An 18,761-nucleotide genomic window follows, 5' to 3' on the forward strand; every position below is an offset into this window, starting at 1 on the left:
TTCTCTTATGAAGTCGTGTTATTCCAAGGAACCGTTCTAGTTTCTATGACTTGGTTTATCGCTTGTAAGACCGATTGTTTTTGTTTTTTCATGGTACTCATAAAGCTTCGTATCTGACAAAAAGATTCTGCGCCTTTCTTACTTCGGAAAGTCCCAGACACTTTCTGTTTTACTTTCGTCATCCGAATATCCCGTTCTGCTTGATTGTTATCAAATGGAATGGCTGGATGTTCTAAAAACCCTAGAATTCTGTCAGAATACTTGACGAAGCGATTCCATAAATTTTGAGAAGGCGTCTGCTTTCCTTTCTTCTTTTGTTTCGTGGAAAGAATCTGTTGTTCTTTCAATATGGATTGATACATAATAAACAGATTCTTTTGCGTCGCTTTTGGCATGGTACCTTCGGATTGCTTTTTCATCGTCAACGCTTGCGTTAGAAATTTCTGCATCTGTTGTGCCCATTGTTCTCCAGTACTATCTATAATTCCTTGTAAATCTCGTAAGAGATGGGCATTACATAAAACGTGACGACAATCTGTATACGCATCATACGATTTCCAACCATCATGCATCGCAATTCCAGAAAAAGATGGCAAGATTTCTCCAGCATCCATTGCTTCTTTTCCACGTTTTTGATGAATATGTTGCAATGTCACCTCCGGTGTACTGGCAGTATGTAACCATTGTGTTTTGTTTTCTACACGCATACCAGTTTCATCAAAATGGACAACAGGAGACTGCAGAATCTTTTCCTTTACTTCTTTTATGAATGGCTGCAATTGAGAAGCGAAAGCCTGTGTATGATTTACCAGGGTTCCTTCGCTTATAGAATGTCCAAAACAATCCTGAAAGAATTCTTTTGTTCGCTTCAAAGAAATGCATTGATAATGCGTTAAATAGGGAATCAGTCTTTTTATATTTGGACCATATTGAACAGGACGAGATACTGTCGAAGGAAATTGGGCTTCTTGGATAGAATGGCAATGTGGGCATTCTTTCTGTTCTACTTTATGTTCTGTCACTTCGATCTGAATAGGTGGTAAGTCATACACTTGGCGAATGCGATACCCTTTTACAGGCTCGTGGTTCAAGGAAGTATGACAACAAGTACAATATGTAGGAGAATGTGTAATCGTATGATCTGGAGTCGCTGTCAAACCAAGAGTATGTCCCTTGTGGCCCAACTGGCCACCCGTTTGACGATGAGACGGTTTGCGCAAACTTTTTGTAACGGGCTTACCCAAACCATCTGTAGAAGGTGGCTTATGACTATTTTTGGAGTTTTTTTTTGAAGCATTTTCTAGTTCTTGTATACGTTTTTCTAACTTAGAAAATGTTTCTTCAAATAAAGAAATAACAGCTTCAGGTCCTTTTTTATATGTATCTAAAATAATTTTTCGATCGACCATAAGATTCACCTCCCCTGTTTGATATACTCAGTATTTACAAATGGGAGGCATATGAAACTAGTAAAATTTAAAAAAGACACCGAAAGGTGGCTGAGTAGTTACAAAAATCTGTAACAAATGTAAAGGGAACTAAAGAGTAATGTTGCATCCATGCTTTTTGTATACTACAAGTATTGAACGTATCTGGTAAAGGGAAGATAACTAAACAATATGCGGATATGCCATATAGTAACAAAGAATACACAATAAACGTATGAAAATAATGAATATAACCATATTTTTTATATTGCCACAATAAAAATGGAATGGAGACGATAGCGACAACAATTAGAAATATAAGAAAAGCAGTTTTAATGGATAGTAGGTACGTTCCCAAGTTCATTTTCCTCCAAAAAATAAAATGTATAGTTGATATCCCTTTTAACCAGTAGGGCTACCAACTTTTTTCTAGTCTATCCATACACTGCGTTTATTTCTATCGAATTCTATTACACTATTCTTACATCTTTGTAATAGTATAAAATGGCGTAAAAAAACATTTGGAAATAATTATAAATAATGTAGCTACCATTGAAAATGCAAATGGTGAAGTCTTAAAAATGATGTTTCCTGGAAATTCTTCTAATCTCTTTAAATCGCTAATGATAGGAACATATTATGTGAAATTTTAGAACAATAAAGATCTTAATCGGATTCAGATTTAATGATTGTATTCAATCAATTAAATAAGGCGCCTGACACAAGCGCTATCTTTTTTGAAAAAGAATTTGAGTTCATTGAAAGTAAAAAAATTACAGGGAAAACACAAATAATCATACCTAAAAATTACAATGATTATTTAGGTATGAAGGATTCCCACCACACCATCCTTATCCCTCAAGGAATTTTTTAAAAGCCATCTAAGAAAGATCACACAGTATATGAGGAAGATATTCAAAAAATGTTTCGGGATTAATTGCCAGGGGCTATAAGGGGTGTCGAACTTGCTGAGAAGCTTTCAAAAAGAATTGCAGAATACGAACAGTTTTTAGATTATAAGATTGAGCAATTTCAAAAAAGAGGGGAGGTTCTGTAGTAAGGATAATAATTTTCATATATTTGAAATTTCTTTTGGCGAAAAAGATGGAGAAACGGATTAGAAAGTTAGAAAAAAGACAAAAAAGTTTGTAGATGAATATGAAAAAAATGAAATGATTTGAAAAAAATTAGGTATCGGTAAGATACTTAAAGGTAATCTAAGTGAGTATAGAGTGTAGGTTAGACGATACAGGGAACTGAAATTTGCTTAGCATATGTGTACGATAGGGAAGACAGTTTCACTCCTCGTTTTTTGACTGTCTACATACGGTTGTATAGTCTCACTTGATACATTTCCAGCAGTAGAAACAAAATTAGAACGTGTCCACAGGCTTAGCAAGTGCTGAAGATGGGGAAATGCCTCTCTTACTTTTTAGAAGTCATTCCTTTGAATTTCGCCATTGTATCAGCAGGGCTGTGTGTCGGTAGTGTATACAAGAATACGCTTTAAAAAAGAAAAAATTCACATACTTGTTCATTCTATCGCCGCGTGCAATTCATTGAGTACAATGCGAAAGTAGTTGGTATAAAGGTTGAATATGTAAGTCTTTTTTATACAAGCCAAACAAGCCCCAAATGCACTGAAAAGAAAAAGGCGTAAGACAGAAAATATAAGTGCCTCTGTGGGTTTGAGAAACATCGTGAAACCATCTTTGCATGTGGCGATGGAAAGGTAGTGAGCGTTTGTTTTGATGTACGTAGGAAGGGAAAGTGTATTACATAACGTAAGAAGGTATATCTTTTCATGTATGGTGTGATCTCTTGTGCATATATATATGAAACAAAACGCTTTACACCCGATAAGTATCTCAAGCCATGAGGGGGAGAAATATGGTTACTATTAGTTTATGTATGATTGTAAAAGATGAGGAACATGTATTGGAACGTTGTCTAGAATCTGTAAAAGGAATACCCGATGAAATTATTATTGTGGATACCGGTTCTACAGATCAGACGAAACAAATAGCAAACAGATGGACGAAGCGCGTCTATGATTTCAAATGGGTGTATGATTTTTCAGCTGCACGGAATGAAGCATTTCAACATGCTACCATGGATTATATCTTTTGGCTCGATGCAGACGATGTGCTGATGCGAGAAGAGGCGAACAGGCTGAGGATGTTAAAAAATGTGTTAGACCAAAGTGTGGATGCCGTATCGATGAAATACCATGCTGATTTTGATGTACAAGGTAATGTGACGGGGAGTGTCATCCGCCATCGCTTATTCAAGCGAGAAAAACAATATCGATGGACGGGTGTGGTGCATGAGCATATTGAAGTGCCCTCGACAGATACCATTTGGGCCAGTGATATTGTCGTGACGCACCAACCACCAAATAATGAGCGTTCCATACGGAATCTGGACTTATATGAACGTTACCTGAAACGAGGCGGCACATTAACACCACACGATTTATTTCATTACGGCAGAGAATTGTCAATGCACGAACGTTACGAGGATGCGATTGACATATTTAATACTTACTTAAAGACACCAGGGATTGCACCAGATATCCGGCTCTTTATTCTAAATGAACTTGCTTCGTGTTATTTTTTTATACAAAATATAGAAAAAGAAGAAGAGGTGGCATTTCAATCCCTGGCATATGCAATGCCGCAACCTGTATTTTGTTGCCGTTTAGGAGAATCGTTCTTACGAAAAGGAGATGTCCATACCGCTATGTTTTGGTATGAGCTGGCTCTCCAAGTACCAGTAACATATTCCTGGTCTCAAGATAAAATTGCCTTTCGCACGTGGTTTCCACATAAACAATTGGGTGAGTGTTATGAACATCTCAAACAGGAGGAAAAAGCGATTTCGCATTATGAGCAGGTACTGACGTATCTACCAGATGAAGAAATACAGCGTAAATTGCGAAAGCTTGTAGAGAAACAAGGGGAAGAATAAAACCTCCGTTTATCTGATCACCTAAAAAGGTGCGCTTCCATCACAATTTTATATATGAGAACGACAATAAGGACCTTGTTTCTTTCTCAGCCGTTATGCAGAGAGATTCTTTGAGAAAAGCTCTCTGTTTATTTTAGGTGTAATTTGCCCATTGGTAAAGTGTGTATATATCCTCATAGAAGTCAGGTCCACTGAAAGCCATGTGATAATTACAGCCCTTCCTGAACGAGAAAGCTCATCGTCTTTCGGCATGGGATGAAAGTGAGGTTGGATACGGAATGCTACCAAAAAACCGTAAGGTTTGTGGCACTTTAAGTATCCAAAATACTGGTATCATTTTTTTATCTTTTTGTATCAGTTTTTTAATCTAACTGATACAAAATGAACATGATATATAAGTATAGAAAAACCAAAACAACTGTTTCATTCAATACCATTTTGTGTATTGCCCACGATACAGAAGAAAGATTTTTCTTCACACAAAAGTAGAAGAACGTTTCAAAGAATTGGTCCAAGAGGTATGTAACGAACTGGATATTGTTATTGTCGCAATGGAATGTGACAAAGACCACGTTCATTTGTTCTTGCATACACTTCCAACACGCAGTCCTGCTGATACAATGGCGAAAATCAAAGGAGTGACATCAAAGCGTTTAAGAGAAGAGTTCCCTCATCTCGCGCACTTGCCAAGTCTGTGGACTCGTTCCAATTTTGTTTCTACTGCTGGAAAGACAATACAACAGTATGTAGGAAGTCAAAAAAAGAGGGGGTGAAACGAGTGACACAAACCATCACGGTCAAAGTTAAATTGCTTCCGACAAAAGAACAATCATGCTATTGGAACCAAGTAGCCACGAGTATATAAAAGTCATGAATGCCCTTGTATCTGAAATTGTTGAAGCAAAGAAAAGTACAAAGGATATGGAGGCCAATCTCCCAAGTGCGGTGAAAAAGAGTGCATACAAAATCGTTCCGATTTTAAAAAGACCAGTTTGTGTGTGGAATAACCAAAACGATTCCTTTGACTATACGCACTTTTCCATCCCGTTCATGATAAAAGGCAAGTCAACACGTTTACAGGTTCGTACTTTATGAATCGACAAACATAATCACAACTTCGACTTGTTGAAACACAAGTTAGGTACCCTTCGTATCACAAAGAAATCTGGTAAATGGATCGCTCAGATATCTGTCACGGTCCCTACAATAGAAAAAACAGGAACGAAAATTCTAGGAGTAGACTTAGGCCTCAAAGTTCCTGCGGTAGCCATCACAGACGATGATACAGTTCGTTTCTTTGGAAACGGTAGGAAAAACAAATACATGAAACGTAAGTTTCGTAGTGTTCGTAAGAAGTTAGGAGAAACGAAGAAACTGAATGCCCTTCGACAACTTGATGATAAGGAAGAAAGGTGGATGCAAGACCACAAAGTAAGTCGTGAAATCGTCGATTTCGCAACGAATCATACGATCTCTGTCATTCGATTAGAGCAATTAACGAACATCAGAAAGACGGCACGAACAAGCCGTAAAAACGAGAAAAATCTACACACTTGGTCATTCTTTCGCCTAGCGCAATTCATCGCGTACAAAGCGAAAGTAGTTGGTATACAGGTTGAATATGTGAATCCTGCTTATACAAGTCAAACGTGTCCAAAATGCATGGAGAAAAACAAGGCGAAAGATAGAAAATATAAGTGTCCATGCGGATTTGAGAAACACCGCGATATCGTTGGAGCGATGAATATTCGCTACGCAACTGTGGTTGGCGGTAATAGTCAATCAGCCTAAGAACCTATATGGTCTGTCTTAGGAGGGATGATGACACACCCTCATCTTGAAGGCTGTTCAAAACAGAAATGGACTGCGAACGTTTCGTCATTCAGGAATCCCATCCGTTACACCGTAAGGTGTAGGACTTGCGGCTTTAGCCGTGGGAGTGTCAAATGATTTTACTAAAACCCCTTATTAACCTAGATTCACTTTCTAGTAGCTCTCATTCATTCGAATGAAGTACATCCAACCCCTAACCACTAATATTCCCTACAATAAACACGGTCTAGATCTATTTGCACATCATATAAAACTAATTATGTTAGGTATGTAGAATGGTGTTAGAAACAGACTATATTTCCCTCTGACAAACACAAAAAGATAGTTTCACTAGTTTGCAAAAATGGATACAGAATACATGAATCGAAAGCTGATTAGGAGGGGAATATAGTTTGATTTACAATATATCCACTATATTTCAAGAAACGTCATTTTACAATGGAGGGTATATTTCTTGTTTGCCAGATTCACAAAACAGTATAAAAGGGGGGAAAATAAATGAGTGGAAATATAATACCTATGATTACACCAACTGTTCCTATTACACCTATACAAGAAACGGAGCTCATCAACTTATTTTCTATTCTACAAACGACTGCCACAGCTTATTTTGCAAATCCAGACGTTATTAATCGTCAAGAATTACAGGGATCATTAAACCAATTATACATCTTTTTACGAGATCAATTTCCAACGGTAGATGGACGTAATGCGACTAGATACAGTATGTTTCTTCTTTTAACAACAGTGAATCAGTTAGCTGGAGCACCTGAGGTTAGTCAAATTGCGAATTTATTACAAGCTCTATATAATTCACTTTCTATCTTTATAGCAGAATTAATACCCTCTAGCCTTGCCGTTAAAAATCAACTTTTTAATATACTTCTATCCTTAGTTTCTATTACAGCAATTACATCATTTGGTATACCAGGACCTACAGGGCCCATAGGCCCAACAGGACTTTCAGGATTACAGGGGCCGCAGGGATTGCCAGGGCCTCAAGGACCACAAGGATTACAAGGAAATCCAGGGCCTCAAGGACCAGAGGGACCTCAAGGGGACCCAGGTCCTCCGGGGATAGGCGGTATACAAGGACCTCAAGGGATGAAGGGACCTCAGGGAGATGCAGGTGCGACAGGACCGACTGGGCCTACGGGACCTAAAGGCGCAACGGGCGGATCATTGGCGCTGTTTGGGAATGTACGTGTTAATCCATCGACGTAGGTATAGCGTCTTAGGATACGGAGAATAATCAAGTTTGGATGAGAACGAATGTTTCCAAAGGTGCGATGATTACCAGCGGTGGAAAGATTAATTTGCCAAGCTTATAAGATTTTTTCACGCCTTAATCAGAAGGCGTGTTACATAGTCACTGGATTAAGAATTGGTTAGAGGCCTCTCAGTTGGATAGGTATATGTGTGATTAAAAAGGGACCAACTTATGTGTAAACAATGAGACTATCAAAGAAGATGTATATAAGTGAGAGGATGGGGACAGAAAATAGGTGTTTGTTTGATACAATGGGGCGGTAACAATATCTAGGTAATCGACAATACCTGTCGGTTTGGTCATTACCTCATTTACATACATGTAAAATCTAAAATTCTTGGGCTGTAGGCGAGATCAGGTTAATTCTTTATGGTTTTTTAATTTGTAGTGTACAATGCTGTATCGATTCTTTCTGCTTATCTAGTGAATATGCAAGCAATAATAGCGAAGCCTATCTAAAAGGCTCGTATTTTTTATTTTGTTAAGAAAACATTAAGTAATTTCATCAGTATTTATTCAGAAATTAGATTTATCATTCAAATTATGTATTTTATAAACTAAATGGAGCGATATCTTTATGAAAAAATTACTGATAGTAACAGGGATTGTTGTAGTAGTATTGTTAGGAGGAACATGTGTATTTTTTGACAAGATCATGGAGTTTTTTCGAGGTGCTGATAGCATGCTCGTAACCGGGGACAATGAATATGTACAGTCAGTTAAAGTTATATACAAGGAAAAGTTTGATGGGAAAATTAGAGTAATTAGTAAAACAGCTGCGGAAGCTTTGCTGAAGATGCATGCGTTACAAATGGTACAAGATCAGTCTACAACTAGACCAATTGAATCTTTACCAGAGATTACAACAGAACAAGGGATCGTATATCAAAATAAGGATGAAAAACATGTAGATAAAGTTGAAGTCGGAGGTCATACACTTATTGTGAAGTTAAATGGGGATGCAGTCATTGGAGCTGGTCCTATCCGAAAAAAGCAATCTAAGTTAATTATAGTCGATGATAAAGTGTATGAAATTTTAAATATAAAAGAACTGACATCGGGTATATTGAAATTTACGCCTGAAAGTGTATCTAAAAAAGAGCTTCAAGCTTGGCGTAATAATACAGAAGGAGAGGCATATATGTTACGATTAAGTAAATAAATGTATGACGATTAGTATGGGAATACCATTAAAAATAAAATCACAGACTATTCGATTTTTGAAACCTAGGATATAGGGATATACTAACATAATTGGATTTTTTTACTTCACCTATCTCACTCTTAATATTTAGGACTAAGAGTCTTGCGGGGGAAAGTCGGTTCGTATATCCTCGCCTAGAGGCTAATGCCTATTCTTTTTTCTAGAGTTTTTGCAAAAATTTTCTTCGGCTCAATTAACTTTTATCGGTAAGCCGACAGAAAGAAAAAGTAATTAAAGAAACTAACAATACCTTATTTTTTGTATATAATACCAAAAATAGGTTATAATATGGTTAAGGTTATCTCCTGACCTTTGATTTTTCTTCTTAAAGCATAATTCATGGAAAGAGGCGAGAGAATTCTCGTCTTTTTGCCGTGGATAAAAATCCATGAGAGGTTTACGTAACCTTTTTTATCGTTTTCTGATAGAATGTTCCTTCCCCAAGCGTGTGAGGGGCGTAAGCTTACATCTTTAAGTATACTGTAGGCATCATCCTACAAAAAAGCGAGGTACGATCTATGTCAGTAAATAAAGCATACAAAATTCGTATCTACCCAAATGAGAAACAAAAAATATGAATTACTAAAATGATTGGATGCAGTCGCTTTAGTAATTCATATTTCTTACTCTGCCGAGCTCACTCAATAAAAAAAGAAGCAGATAGTATTGCTCTTTAATCCACATTAAAAACTTCACAGATGCTTCTTCACAGTTTTTCAAGACACAAAATGATATGCCACGGTTCAAGTCTAAAAAGAATAAGATTCAATTCTACACAAATAAGCAAACGAACGAACGGAAATATTACAGTTGTGAGCAACAAAATGAAATGATCGAAAATTGACCTTGTTCGCTTTGCAAAATCAAGAGGAGTAGAAGGGAGGGTTCTGGTGCAAATAAAGGATACATTCCCAAAAAATAATGAGGATTCCTACTGGAATCATTCTTTACGTTGTGAATCCAAATAATTGATGAATAAATTCTTTTTGATTGCGAACAGACTGATTCTGTAAATCCACCTGTTCTTTTTTTATCATGTGCATGGCTTCTACTCCCGCAAGCATACATGTAGCTGTGCCAAAAGATTTAAAACCTAACATAGAGCGTACACGTTTTTTAATGAAGCGATGGTCTTGCTCCACTACGTTATTTAGATATTTTATCTGCCGAATTTGAGTGCCTAACGGCACTTTTTTCTCGTTCTTTAATTTGGTGATAGCAACTGGATAAGCAGGATTTTTATCAATTGTAATTGTACGAGGTTTTGAGGCATGAAAAGATTGCAAAGCTTTCTTAAAGAATCGCTTTGCAGCCTTATGATTTCTAGTTTTACTAAGATTGAAGTCAATCGTATTTCCTTCAGAATCAACCGCACGGTATAAATACATCCATTGCCCTTTTACTTTTATATACGTTTCATCCACTCGCCATGAATCATTTGTTTGTTTCAGATGACATCGGATACGTTTATCCAGTTCCGGTCCGTATTGATGGACCCAGCGCATAATCGTTGTATGTGCTAAGGATAATCCTCTTTCTTCCATTATTTCCACCAAATCTCGAAAACTTAGATTGTACCGTAGGTACCAACGTACAGTTAATAAAATTATATCTGGTGGGTAATGCTTCCATTTAAACAAATTGTCCTTTTTCATACTGATTACATCCCTTTTGTAGAGTAATCGTATCCGTATATCCCAAATTAGAAGATTACTTGCAATTAACCTAACTTTTTTGCACCAGAACCAACAATTGTATATGCTTGTTTCATGTTTATTCACGTCTCCTAAACGTTTATTCAAACGTATGTTTTCCGCTCTACTGTAATTGAAAAACAGCACTCACAGGATTATGATCACTATGTGTAAACTGTAAATCGTGTCCCTTGACTGGAAGGATTTCCACATTAGGTGAGACGAAAAATCCATCAATAATGGTCACAAAACTTTTTCCTTTGATGTATGCCGTACGATTATCGCGTACCGTATACACAGAAGAATCTACAGCCCATTGAAACCCTCCTTCTGTAAAATCTTGGGGCAAACGCACTAACCATTTGGGCCAGGCGGCTAGAAATGCGGGGTCTTGTAACTGAATATCTGACAGTAGCTGATTCCAGTCGCCACCTACAATCACATAATCCCCCTTCTGATACTGTGTATGCATATACTGTTTTACGTATTGCAGTTGTTGTTTGCGGATATTCCCACCTGCATCATATGCCGATACATGTAGATTTACGATTCGTAAGTTCTTCTCATTTTCAACCGGGATAATATGTTCTACCATCGCACGATCTAAATCAAAGAGTTGCTTTGGCCAAGGATCTCTCCCTGGTAATTGAAGCCGAGTTGCTTGTTGTATGAAGTAGGTCGAAAACGTAGCGAGTCCCGATTCCACATATCCTATGGGACGCAAAAAGGGAACCGGAACCCATGGATTCCTATAATTATAACCGAATGTAGAAGCGTGGTAGGATAACTCCTGTTGAAAAAATTGATATTCATTTTGATCAAAAGAACGGAATGCTTTGATATCGACTTCTTGTAACAAGAAAAAATCTGCATGATCTTCTTTTAAAAAGGACGACATGTGTTGTAAATTCTGTTTGGTTTGTTCTTTACTACGAGAACGTGAGCCCGTTCCTCCGTCCATGAAGAAATCTTGTTTTGCATCTAATCCTGCGTAACCAATGTTAAAGGTAGTAACTTGGAATGGCGTATAGGATGGTAATCTGTTTTCTTGCGAGTTTTCTATCATAAGATTTATAGATTCGGATGGCTTTTTATGCTTACATGTGATAAAAGCTAAAAAGATGATAGGCAGCCCGAGCAAAACCAATGAGAAAGTAACCAATATTCGGATGCCACTTTTCATCCTCTTCCCCTCCTTTTTCTATGTTCCTAGACAATCCTTCCAGGTCTCCCCATTATATATCGGATATAAGGGAAGTATTTTGAGAAATATCTCGAAACGGCTAGAATAAAAGGTTTTTCTCTTTTGGAGACCGAATATCATGAGAAATTATATGTACAAAAGGGGGCCGAGAAGATGTAATCTTCATTTGAAAGTGTATGTAAAGATAAAAATATGAGGGGGTATTCATTTGAAACATTGTAAAAGACTACTGCAATCCTTTCTTTTGCTTTTCTTATTTTTCATTTTTTATAACGCACCTTCTGTATCTGCAGAAACACATCCAAATTACGGAAAGGTATTTCCACCAAAAGAAACATTCCGGCCAGGGGATTGGTTTGTGGGAGCAACACCTATACAGGTAGACCCTACCAAATCACCGATTGTATTTGTGCAAGGAAAAAACGGAAAGGCAAATGATTGGTATGGAGATACGTACTATCATGGAAAAAATACGATGTATGACCTTGCTTACGATGCTGGCTATCAAACTGCTTTTGTACAACTGTATGATGCAGCTGGGACAGGTTCCGTAAGTCCTTGGACAAATGGGAAACTATTAGCTGCAAAATTAGAAGCCATTTCGCAACATTTTGGAAAAAAAGTCAACATCATCGCGCATAGCAAAGGGGGCATTGATACACAAGCGGCTCTTGTACAATATGGGGCGCATCGTTTTGTTGATAAGGTCATCACACTTGGATCTCCTCATTATGGGACACATCTAGCAGATTTATCCTATAGTTGGTGGGCGGGATGGCTTGCCTCTTTACTAGGGCAACAAGATGAAGGAACGTATGCGTTACAAACTGGGGAAATGGCACGATTTCGCTCGATTATTGATAGTAATCCTGCCACAAAATCCAATCAATATTACACGATAGCAGGAACCAGTTGGGGGCCTACTTTTTCTGCTTTATCTATGGGAGGATTGTATTTGTCACCATATGGAAATAACGATGGCCTTGTCAGTGAATGGAGTACCACTTTGCCGTACGGTGCCCACCTTTTTTCTGATGTTACATTAGATCATGATTCGATTCGAACGGGAAGTGCCGTCTTTTCTCGCATAGAACCTTACTTACGAACGAAAAAAATGGGGCCAGCATGGTCACCGTCTGCCGCGCCTTCTAGGAATGAGCCCTATACAGAGTTAGGACCGACAGAAAACCAAACGGTTTTAGGCGGAGAGCTGATCCCACATCAAGAAAATCGCGCTGTGTTTTCTGTGGATACATTGACAGCAGGAACTGTATCGGTTTTGACTGCGAGTAAACAAGTAGAGATACAACTTATTTCGCCATCAGGGAAGGTTTACACCAAACAGGATGCGGTAGTAACAACGGGTGATGATACCTTTTTTAAAGGGGCCTTTATTCATACATTTCAAATAAAAAGTATGGAAGTGGGAGACTGGAAGATACGTATGAATACGGAAGGGAAAGATGCTTATTTAGCGATGGTACAGTATCAACAGGAAGCACCTTTCCATTTGAAAATACCGGCTAAGCTGAAAGTAAATCAAGCAAAATTACAAATCCAATCTGCTGATAAAAACCCAGTTGAAGCGGAGGATGTTTCTATGACGGTTCGAATTGTCGATCAGACAGGTACACTGATTTCACAATCTGATGGCGTTCAACAAGGAGATGCAAATATGTTATCTACCACGTTACAGCATATAGAGCAATCAGGTGTATACAATTTTACCATTGATGTGAAAGGGAAAAATAAAGCCGGACATCCATACACACGTACGATTATACGTTCTATATATATTGAGAAGTAATATATATTAAAATTCTATAAACAGAAAAAGGTGCCCCTAGGAGCACCTTTTTCTGTTTGTTACATGTATTCATTTTCAATTTTATCATGATCCATGTAACTGTTTCTGGACTAGGATGGTCCATACCCATGCATGTTCTAATAAGAAAGGTATACAAATAGTGATGGACCTTGTAGGATTTGAACCTACGACCGGACGGTTATGAGCCGTCTGCTCTGACCAACTGAGCTAAAGGTCCCTAGAAAAGCATATGGATAAGGAGTATATATGTATTACATGATCTTTTTCTTAACCCTCATCCTTTTTTGAAAAAGAAAAACACTCTCATGAGTGTCTTCCTTTAGCTTGATAACCACTTTAATTTTAATAACATCTCTTAATCTACTGACAAATATACATAAAAACCTTATCTAGATTTATTCTATCATATGTACCCAACATTTTTGTTGAGAAAATAATCACGCGTACTATGATTTCATATATACACAGCTGATATATGTGATGGGAGAAGGAACTTACTGTGAATTATTCAGGTAGCATTTCAAAAGTAACGAACTCTTCAAGATATTGTAACGTATCCTGAAATTCATTTTTATCAAAGGATGCACAGCGCCCCCTCACTTGTACCACTTTCCCCTTTTCATATTGAGGTTCAAGATATGTGATTACAAATATATCTACATTACGATCTGGAAAACAGTAAAAAATTACTTTTTTTCCGGACCAAGCTAATGGATAAATGGTTTTTAATTTTGCTCTTGTTGCTTCATCTCCCAGATGCGGTGCAGTATCTATGGTTTGCCCTACAAAATCAGTTCTTTGTTGATGAACAGTTTGTAATAATGCCTGATTCACATCTGTAAAAACATAGTCCCCTTCGTTTTTTTGAACATAAAATACATACGTGAATGATGTTTTTCATAGTCTTGCAGCAACTTTTCTAACAATGAACATAAAACTATTTTCATCTCTTTTTAATCCCTTCTGTGTGAATGATAGAATATAGATTTATTTTAGTTCAAATATTGATAAAAAACAATTTTAAAATTCTGAATTTTAAAATCTTGATCAGTACCCTTGAATATCTACTTGTAGGGGATTATAGGAATCCTAAAGAGGTTGTACCTACGAAATATGCGCAATCTTAATCGTTCATTTTAACTGCCATCCACTCTGTATGTAATAAAAATTTACTCCATACAGATCTACAAGACATATTTATTTTTCAATCATTTAGCTATAGGGACAACATGGTTTTTCTTATACAATAAACTTGGTTCATTTCATACGAATTATAAATAAAGGAGGTTTTTTATAAAAACATCTAAACTAGCGATTATAAAGGCAATTAAGATGGTAATAAAAAGAAGGTGATAGAAATCGCTGTATTTTATTGTAACTATTTCTGAAAGCCAATGAGCCTCCATTTATGAAAAGCTTCATTAAAAAGCAGAGAACCATCATCATTTTTTTAATACATTTGATGAAGTAAGATTAGATGTTATTATTCCCTTTTGAAATGAATGGACAAACGAGATATGGAAGGAGTGATCGTGTTGCATAAAGAACAAGCTTATACATTTTTAAAGCAAGTGTATCAAGATGTTATCTTAGATTTGAAGTTAGATAAAATATCAGATTATTTTAGTGACCAATATATGCAAGTTACGGATGGTACAGAGGTGAATATACAAGGGTTTCATACTCACATGGAAACTTTAAAAAGTATAGTAGACACACTAGAGTTGTCCCCTTTTTATGACTTTTTATTTGATGAAGAAAAGCAAACAGCAACGCTAAGATATGAGATTCATGTAAAGAAGAAAAGTAACTACTCAGCCACCTTTCGGTGTCTTTTTTAAATTTTACTAGTTTCATATGCCTCCCATTTGTAAATACTGAGTATATCAAACAGGGGAGGTGAATCTTATGGTCGATCGAAAAATTATTTTAGATACATATAAAAAAGGACCTGAAGCTGTTATTTCTTTATTTGAAGAAACATTTTCTAAGTTAGAAAAACGTATACAAGAACTAGAAAATGCTTCAAAAAAAAACTCCAAAAATAGTCATAAGCCACCTTCTACAGATGGTTTGGGTAAGCCCGTTACAAAAAGTTTGCGCAAACCGTCTCATCGTCAAACGGGTGGCCAGTTGGGCCACAAGGGACATACTCTTGGTTTGACAGCGACTCCAGATCATACGATTACACATTCTCCTACATATTGTACTTGTTGTCATACTTCCTTGAACCACGAGCCTGTAAAAGGGTATCGCATTCGCCAAGTGTATGACTTACCACCTATTCAGATCGAAGTGACAGAACATAAAGTAGAACAGAAAGAATGCCCACATTGCCATTCTATCCAAGAAGCCCAATTTCCTTCGACAGTATCTCGTCCTGTTCAATATGGTCCAAATATAAAAAGACTGATTCCCTATTTAACGCATTATCAATGCATTTCTTTGAAGCGAACAAAAGAATTCTTTCAGGATTGTTTTGGACATTCTATAAGCGAAGGAACCCTGGTAAATCATACACAGGCTTTCGCTTCTCAATTGCAGCCATTCATAAAAGAAGTAAAGGAAAAGATTCTGCAGTCTCCTGTTGTCCATTTTGATGAAACTGGTATGCGTGTAGAAAACAAAACACAATGGTTACATACTGCCAGTACACCGGAGGTGACATTGCAACATATTCATCAAAAACGTGGAAAAGAAGCAATGGATGCTGGAGAAATCTTGCCATCTTTTTCTGGAATTGCGATGCATGATGGTTGGAAATCGTATGATGCGTATACAGATTGTCGTCACGTTTTATGTAATGCCCATCTCTTACGAGATTTACAAGGAATTATAGATAGTACTGGAGAACAATGGGCACAACAGATGCAGAAATTTCTAACGCAAGCGTTGACGATGAAAAAGCAATCCGAAGGTACCATGCCAAAAGCGACGCAAAAGAATCTGTTTATTATGTATCAATCCATATTGAAAGAACAACAGATTCTTTCCACGAAACAAAAGAAGAAAGGAAAGCAGACGCCTTCTCAAAATTTATGGAATCGCTTCGTCAAGTATTCTGACAGAATTCTAGGGTTTTTAGAACATCCAGCCATTCCATTTGATAACAATCAAGCAGAACGGGATATTCGGATGACGAAAGTAAAACAGAAAGTGTCTGGGACTTTCCGAAGTAAGAAAGGCGCAGAATCTTTTTGTCAGATACGAAGCTTTATGAGTACCATGAAAAAACAAAAACAATCGGTCTTACAAGCGATAAACCAAGTCATAGAAACTAGAACGGTTCCTTGGAATAACACGACTTCATAAGAGAATTTCTCTATTTGGCATAGATTCTTTCTCTGATTGGAGTATTTTCTTTTCATGTTTTCGAATCGGAAACATGTATTTGGCCTGTTTTTTTATTTGAAGAAGCTGAGTAGTTACGAAGAAAAATGGGAATCGTGGTGTCGTAGAAATCATAGCGATTTTGGAATTAAAAGATGGGAAAATTTTACGTTGTAATGAACTAACTCGTTCCTTACAATCTGATGATGAATTTAATACCATTGGAAAAATTAATATAAAAAAATAACACCTAAGTTTGCATGCATCATATGTTGCGAAGCCAAAACCTAAGCTCAGGTTTTGGCTTCGTTTGGCTAGCATACGGCTTATGTTCATCGTATTGAAACAAATTTACTTCCTTCCATACATATTAGCATGTATCCTCACACAATTGATCCCATTTCCATTCTGCATTCTTTGCTCTCACATTTTCCTCCCCAGACAAATGCTTTCCTAACTGGTATACTTCTTTCCCCCATTTACAATTTGCAATGCAATGTGGGGTATGACAACCAAAAGGAAAATATGGGGCCATATACGAATATTTTCCAATTAAAAAGGGATGTGGAAAATAAAAACGTCTCTACATCCCTTTTTGTTAAATTTTCATTAGGTAAAACTATTGAATTTGATCTTGTATATCCATTTTTAAATATAAAAATGGATAAATTGTGAAATCCCCTCATGTTATGCTCTTGCTTTGTTTCCAAATGTTAATAGATGCCAAATTTTCTCGATAGGACCTTGTTTAAATTTCTGCAACCAAATAAAACTAAAAATAATTAGCATAGTAAATATAATGCAGGAGAGTATCAAGCTTTGTACTAGTGTGTAGCCAGATGTCCAACCTAACAATAAAGGAAGAAGTTTAAGAAGCAATGCATGCCCAATATAAGTCGTTAATGAAATCCGTCCTACATAACTGAGCGGTTTATAAATATACAAAGAATGGTCTTTATTATATAAAAGAATGATGGAAGACAAATAAAATATTGATAAGGGGTAAGCCGTTATATAACATAGTCCTTGAAAAGAAATATTATGCTCTATATCTGGGTTTATATAAATAGTCCATAGACCTCCTAAAATTAGAGGTAAGCTGAGAAAACATGACATCTTCTGAATTTTTTTGATCATGACCGTTTGTTGTGATAATTGCTGAAAAAGATTAATTTTCCCTACATATAGTCCTAATAGCATCATACTAAAAATTACAGATAGATAAGTGACAGCGTAACAAATTATTTGAACAGAAATATTAAAACTTTTGGAGGAGGGGCCTCCCAATACCATAGCTCCCATTACTAATAGTATATTACATGTTATGATTAATCCCGCAATGCGTAGAATCATTCTAGACATTAGTCTAAAGAAAAGAAGTAAGCTAAATCCGAATAAACTATAGATGATTAAAATAGGAGTTATCTGAGGGCAAATCAGTATCGATATAATCCCTATAGGAAGCAGCGTAATTAATCGCCTTGAAAAAAGATGATAACTATGCAATCCACGTTGTTGCGCGCGTAAAAAAAAGAAATAAGATCCAACGCCAAATAAAAATGAAAAAATAGAAACGAACTTAAAATGAATAAACATGTTATTAAAAATATCCAAGTAAAAATCCATAGAATACATCGGGATTTCTTGTTTTTTTGACAAACCAGCGGCGTGTATAATTAACATTCCAATCAAAGCAAAGCCACGAAGAATATCAAGAGATATAATACGAGTAGAAATATTATTTTTAGTATGCAAATTTCTGTTGTCCTTTCCAGATGTTTGGGTATTTGTAGTAGAACATTCGTTGCTACATTTTGAATTATAGCAATACAAAATAAAAAAAACAAAACAAGTTATGGGTTCGCAAAGGCCATTAAAAATGTTGCAATTCACAAATGTTTTTTCCACTCCTTGAAAAGAAGTATTGATGTAAAGGATTCCATATTAGTTGTGGATGTATTTAAATCTTAGTCTTTTTCGTTCTATATGTAACAAAAACGA

The 18,761-nt window shown here is 36.5% G+C and carries 11 protein-coding genes, 1 tRNA gene and 5 pseudogenes; 10 read left to right on the plus strand and 7 right to left on the minus strand.

Annotated features, from left to right (window positions below; genetic code table 11):
• Positions 1-5: 5 nt before the first annotated feature.
• Both tnpC (AC3WVZ_RS30070) and AC3WVZ_RS30075 read right to left on the minus strand, forming a co-directional pair.
• Entirely contained in the window at positions 6-1,409 is a 1,404-nt protein-coding gene (gene tnpC / locus AC3WVZ_RS30070; protein ID WP_233935200.1) for an IS66 family transposase, read from the minus strand.
• 1,285 nt (positions 1,410-2,694) lie between these two features.
• Positions 2,695-2,930, minus strand: a pseudogene (locus AC3WVZ_RS30075) (transposase); the annotation flags it as partial.
• Between the two features lie 13 nt (positions 2,931-2,943).
• Here AC3WVZ_RS30075 and AC3WVZ_RS30080 point away from each other — a divergent pair.
• The 7 genes and pseudogenes from AC3WVZ_RS30080 to AC3WVZ_RS30110 all read left to right on the plus strand — a co-directional run.
• Positions 2,944-3,084, plus strand: a pseudogene (locus tag AC3WVZ_RS30080) (zinc ribbon domain-containing protein); the annotation flags it as partial.
• Positions 3,085-3,317: 233 nt separating this feature from the next.
• Positions 3,318-4,397 (plus strand): tetratricopeptide repeat-containing glycosyltransferase family 2 protein, encoded by a 1,080-nt coding sequence (locus tag AC3WVZ_RS30085; protein ID WP_233936853.1) that lies wholly within the window; start codon positions 3,318-3,320, stop codon positions 4,395-4,397.
• 387 nt (positions 4,398-4,784) lie between these two features.
• A pseudogene (gene tnpA, locus AC3WVZ_RS30090) lies at positions 4,785-5,170 on the plus strand (IS200/IS605 family transposase).
• 5 nt (positions 5,171-5,175) lie between these two features.
• Positions 5,176-6,188, plus strand: a pseudogene (locus AC3WVZ_RS30095) (RNA-guided endonuclease InsQ/TnpB family protein).
• A 540-nt stretch (positions 6,189-6,728) separates the two neighbouring features.
• Positions 6,729-7,454, plus strand: coding sequence for a collagen-like repeat preface domain-containing protein (locus AC3WVZ_RS30100; RefSeq protein WP_233936854.1), 726 nt, complete (start codon positions 6,729-6,731; stop codon positions 7,452-7,454).
• 623 nt (positions 7,455-8,077) lie between these two features.
• Positions 8,078-8,662: a lipoprotein BA_5634 family protein gene (locus tag AC3WVZ_RS30105; RefSeq protein WP_233936855.1), complete on the plus strand. Its 585-nt coding sequence runs from the start codon at positions 8,078-8,080 to the stop codon at positions 8,660-8,662.
• 560 nt (positions 8,663-9,222) lie between these two features.
• Positions 9,223-9,534: pseudogene (locus AC3WVZ_RS30110) on the plus strand (helix-turn-helix domain-containing protein); the annotation flags it as partial.
• 117 nt (positions 9,535-9,651) lie between these two features.
• Here the strand turns inward: AC3WVZ_RS30110 and AC3WVZ_RS30115 are convergent.
• Complete coding sequence (locus AC3WVZ_RS30115) at positions 9,652-10,359, minus strand: IS6 family transposase (RefSeq protein WP_233936857.1); 708 nt, start codon at positions 10,357-10,359, stop codon at positions 9,652-9,654.
• Positions 10,360-10,522: 163 nt separating this feature from the next.
• The gene (locus AC3WVZ_RS30120) at positions 10,523-11,581 is read right to left on the minus strand and encodes an endonuclease/exonuclease/phosphatase family protein (protein ID WP_233936858.1); all 1,059 of its coding nucleotides are present in this window, start codon (positions 11,579-11,581) and stop codon (positions 10,523-10,525) included.
• A gap of 229 nt (positions 11,582-11,810) precedes the next feature.
• Between AC3WVZ_RS30120 and AC3WVZ_RS30125 the strand changes: the two genes are divergently transcribed.
• On the plus strand, positions 11,811-13,409 hold the full coding sequence (locus tag AC3WVZ_RS30125) for an esterase/lipase family protein (protein ID WP_233936859.1): 1,599 nt from the start codon (positions 11,811-11,813) through the stop codon (positions 13,407-13,409).
• Positions 13,410-13,573: 164 nt separating this feature from the next.
• Here AC3WVZ_RS30125 and AC3WVZ_RS30130 read toward each other — a convergent pair.
• Together AC3WVZ_RS30130 and AC3WVZ_RS30135 are read right to left on the minus strand one after the other, a co-directional pair.
• A tRNA-Ile gene (locus AC3WVZ_RS30130) sits at positions 13,574-13,647 on the minus strand.
• A 287-nt stretch (positions 13,648-13,934) separates the two neighbouring features.
• The gene (locus AC3WVZ_RS30135; protein WP_233936860.1) at positions 13,935-14,264 is read right to left on the minus strand and encodes a hypothetical protein; all 330 of its coding nucleotides are present in this window, start codon (positions 14,262-14,264) and stop codon (positions 13,935-13,937) included.
• Positions 14,265-14,965: 701 nt separating this feature from the next.
• On the opposite strand from AC3WVZ_RS30135, the gene AC3WVZ_RS30140 reads away from it, so the two are divergent.
• Both AC3WVZ_RS30140 and tnpC (AC3WVZ_RS30145) read left to right on the plus strand, forming a co-directional pair.
• The gene (locus tag AC3WVZ_RS30140) at positions 14,966-15,271 is read left to right on the plus strand and encodes a hypothetical protein (RefSeq protein ID WP_233936861.1); all 306 of its coding nucleotides are present in this window, start codon (positions 14,966-14,968) and stop codon (positions 15,269-15,271) included.
• A 67-nt stretch (positions 15,272-15,338) separates the two neighbouring features.
• Positions 15,339-16,742, plus strand: coding sequence for an IS66 family transposase (gene tnpC / locus AC3WVZ_RS30145; protein WP_233935200.1), 1,404 nt, complete (start codon positions 15,339-15,341; stop codon positions 16,740-16,742).
• A gap of 705 nt (positions 16,743-17,447) precedes the next feature.
• On the opposite strand, the gene AC3WVZ_RS30150 is transcribed toward tnpC (AC3WVZ_RS30145), so the two are convergent.
• Complete coding sequence (locus tag AC3WVZ_RS30150) at positions 17,448-18,515, minus strand: DUF418 domain-containing protein (protein WP_078187961.1); 1,068 nt, start codon at positions 18,513-18,515, stop codon at positions 17,448-17,450.
• Between the last annotated feature and the right edge of the window lie 246 nt (positions 18,516-18,761).

The organism is Bacillus sp. CPT56D-587-MTF, from assembly GCF_058792335.1.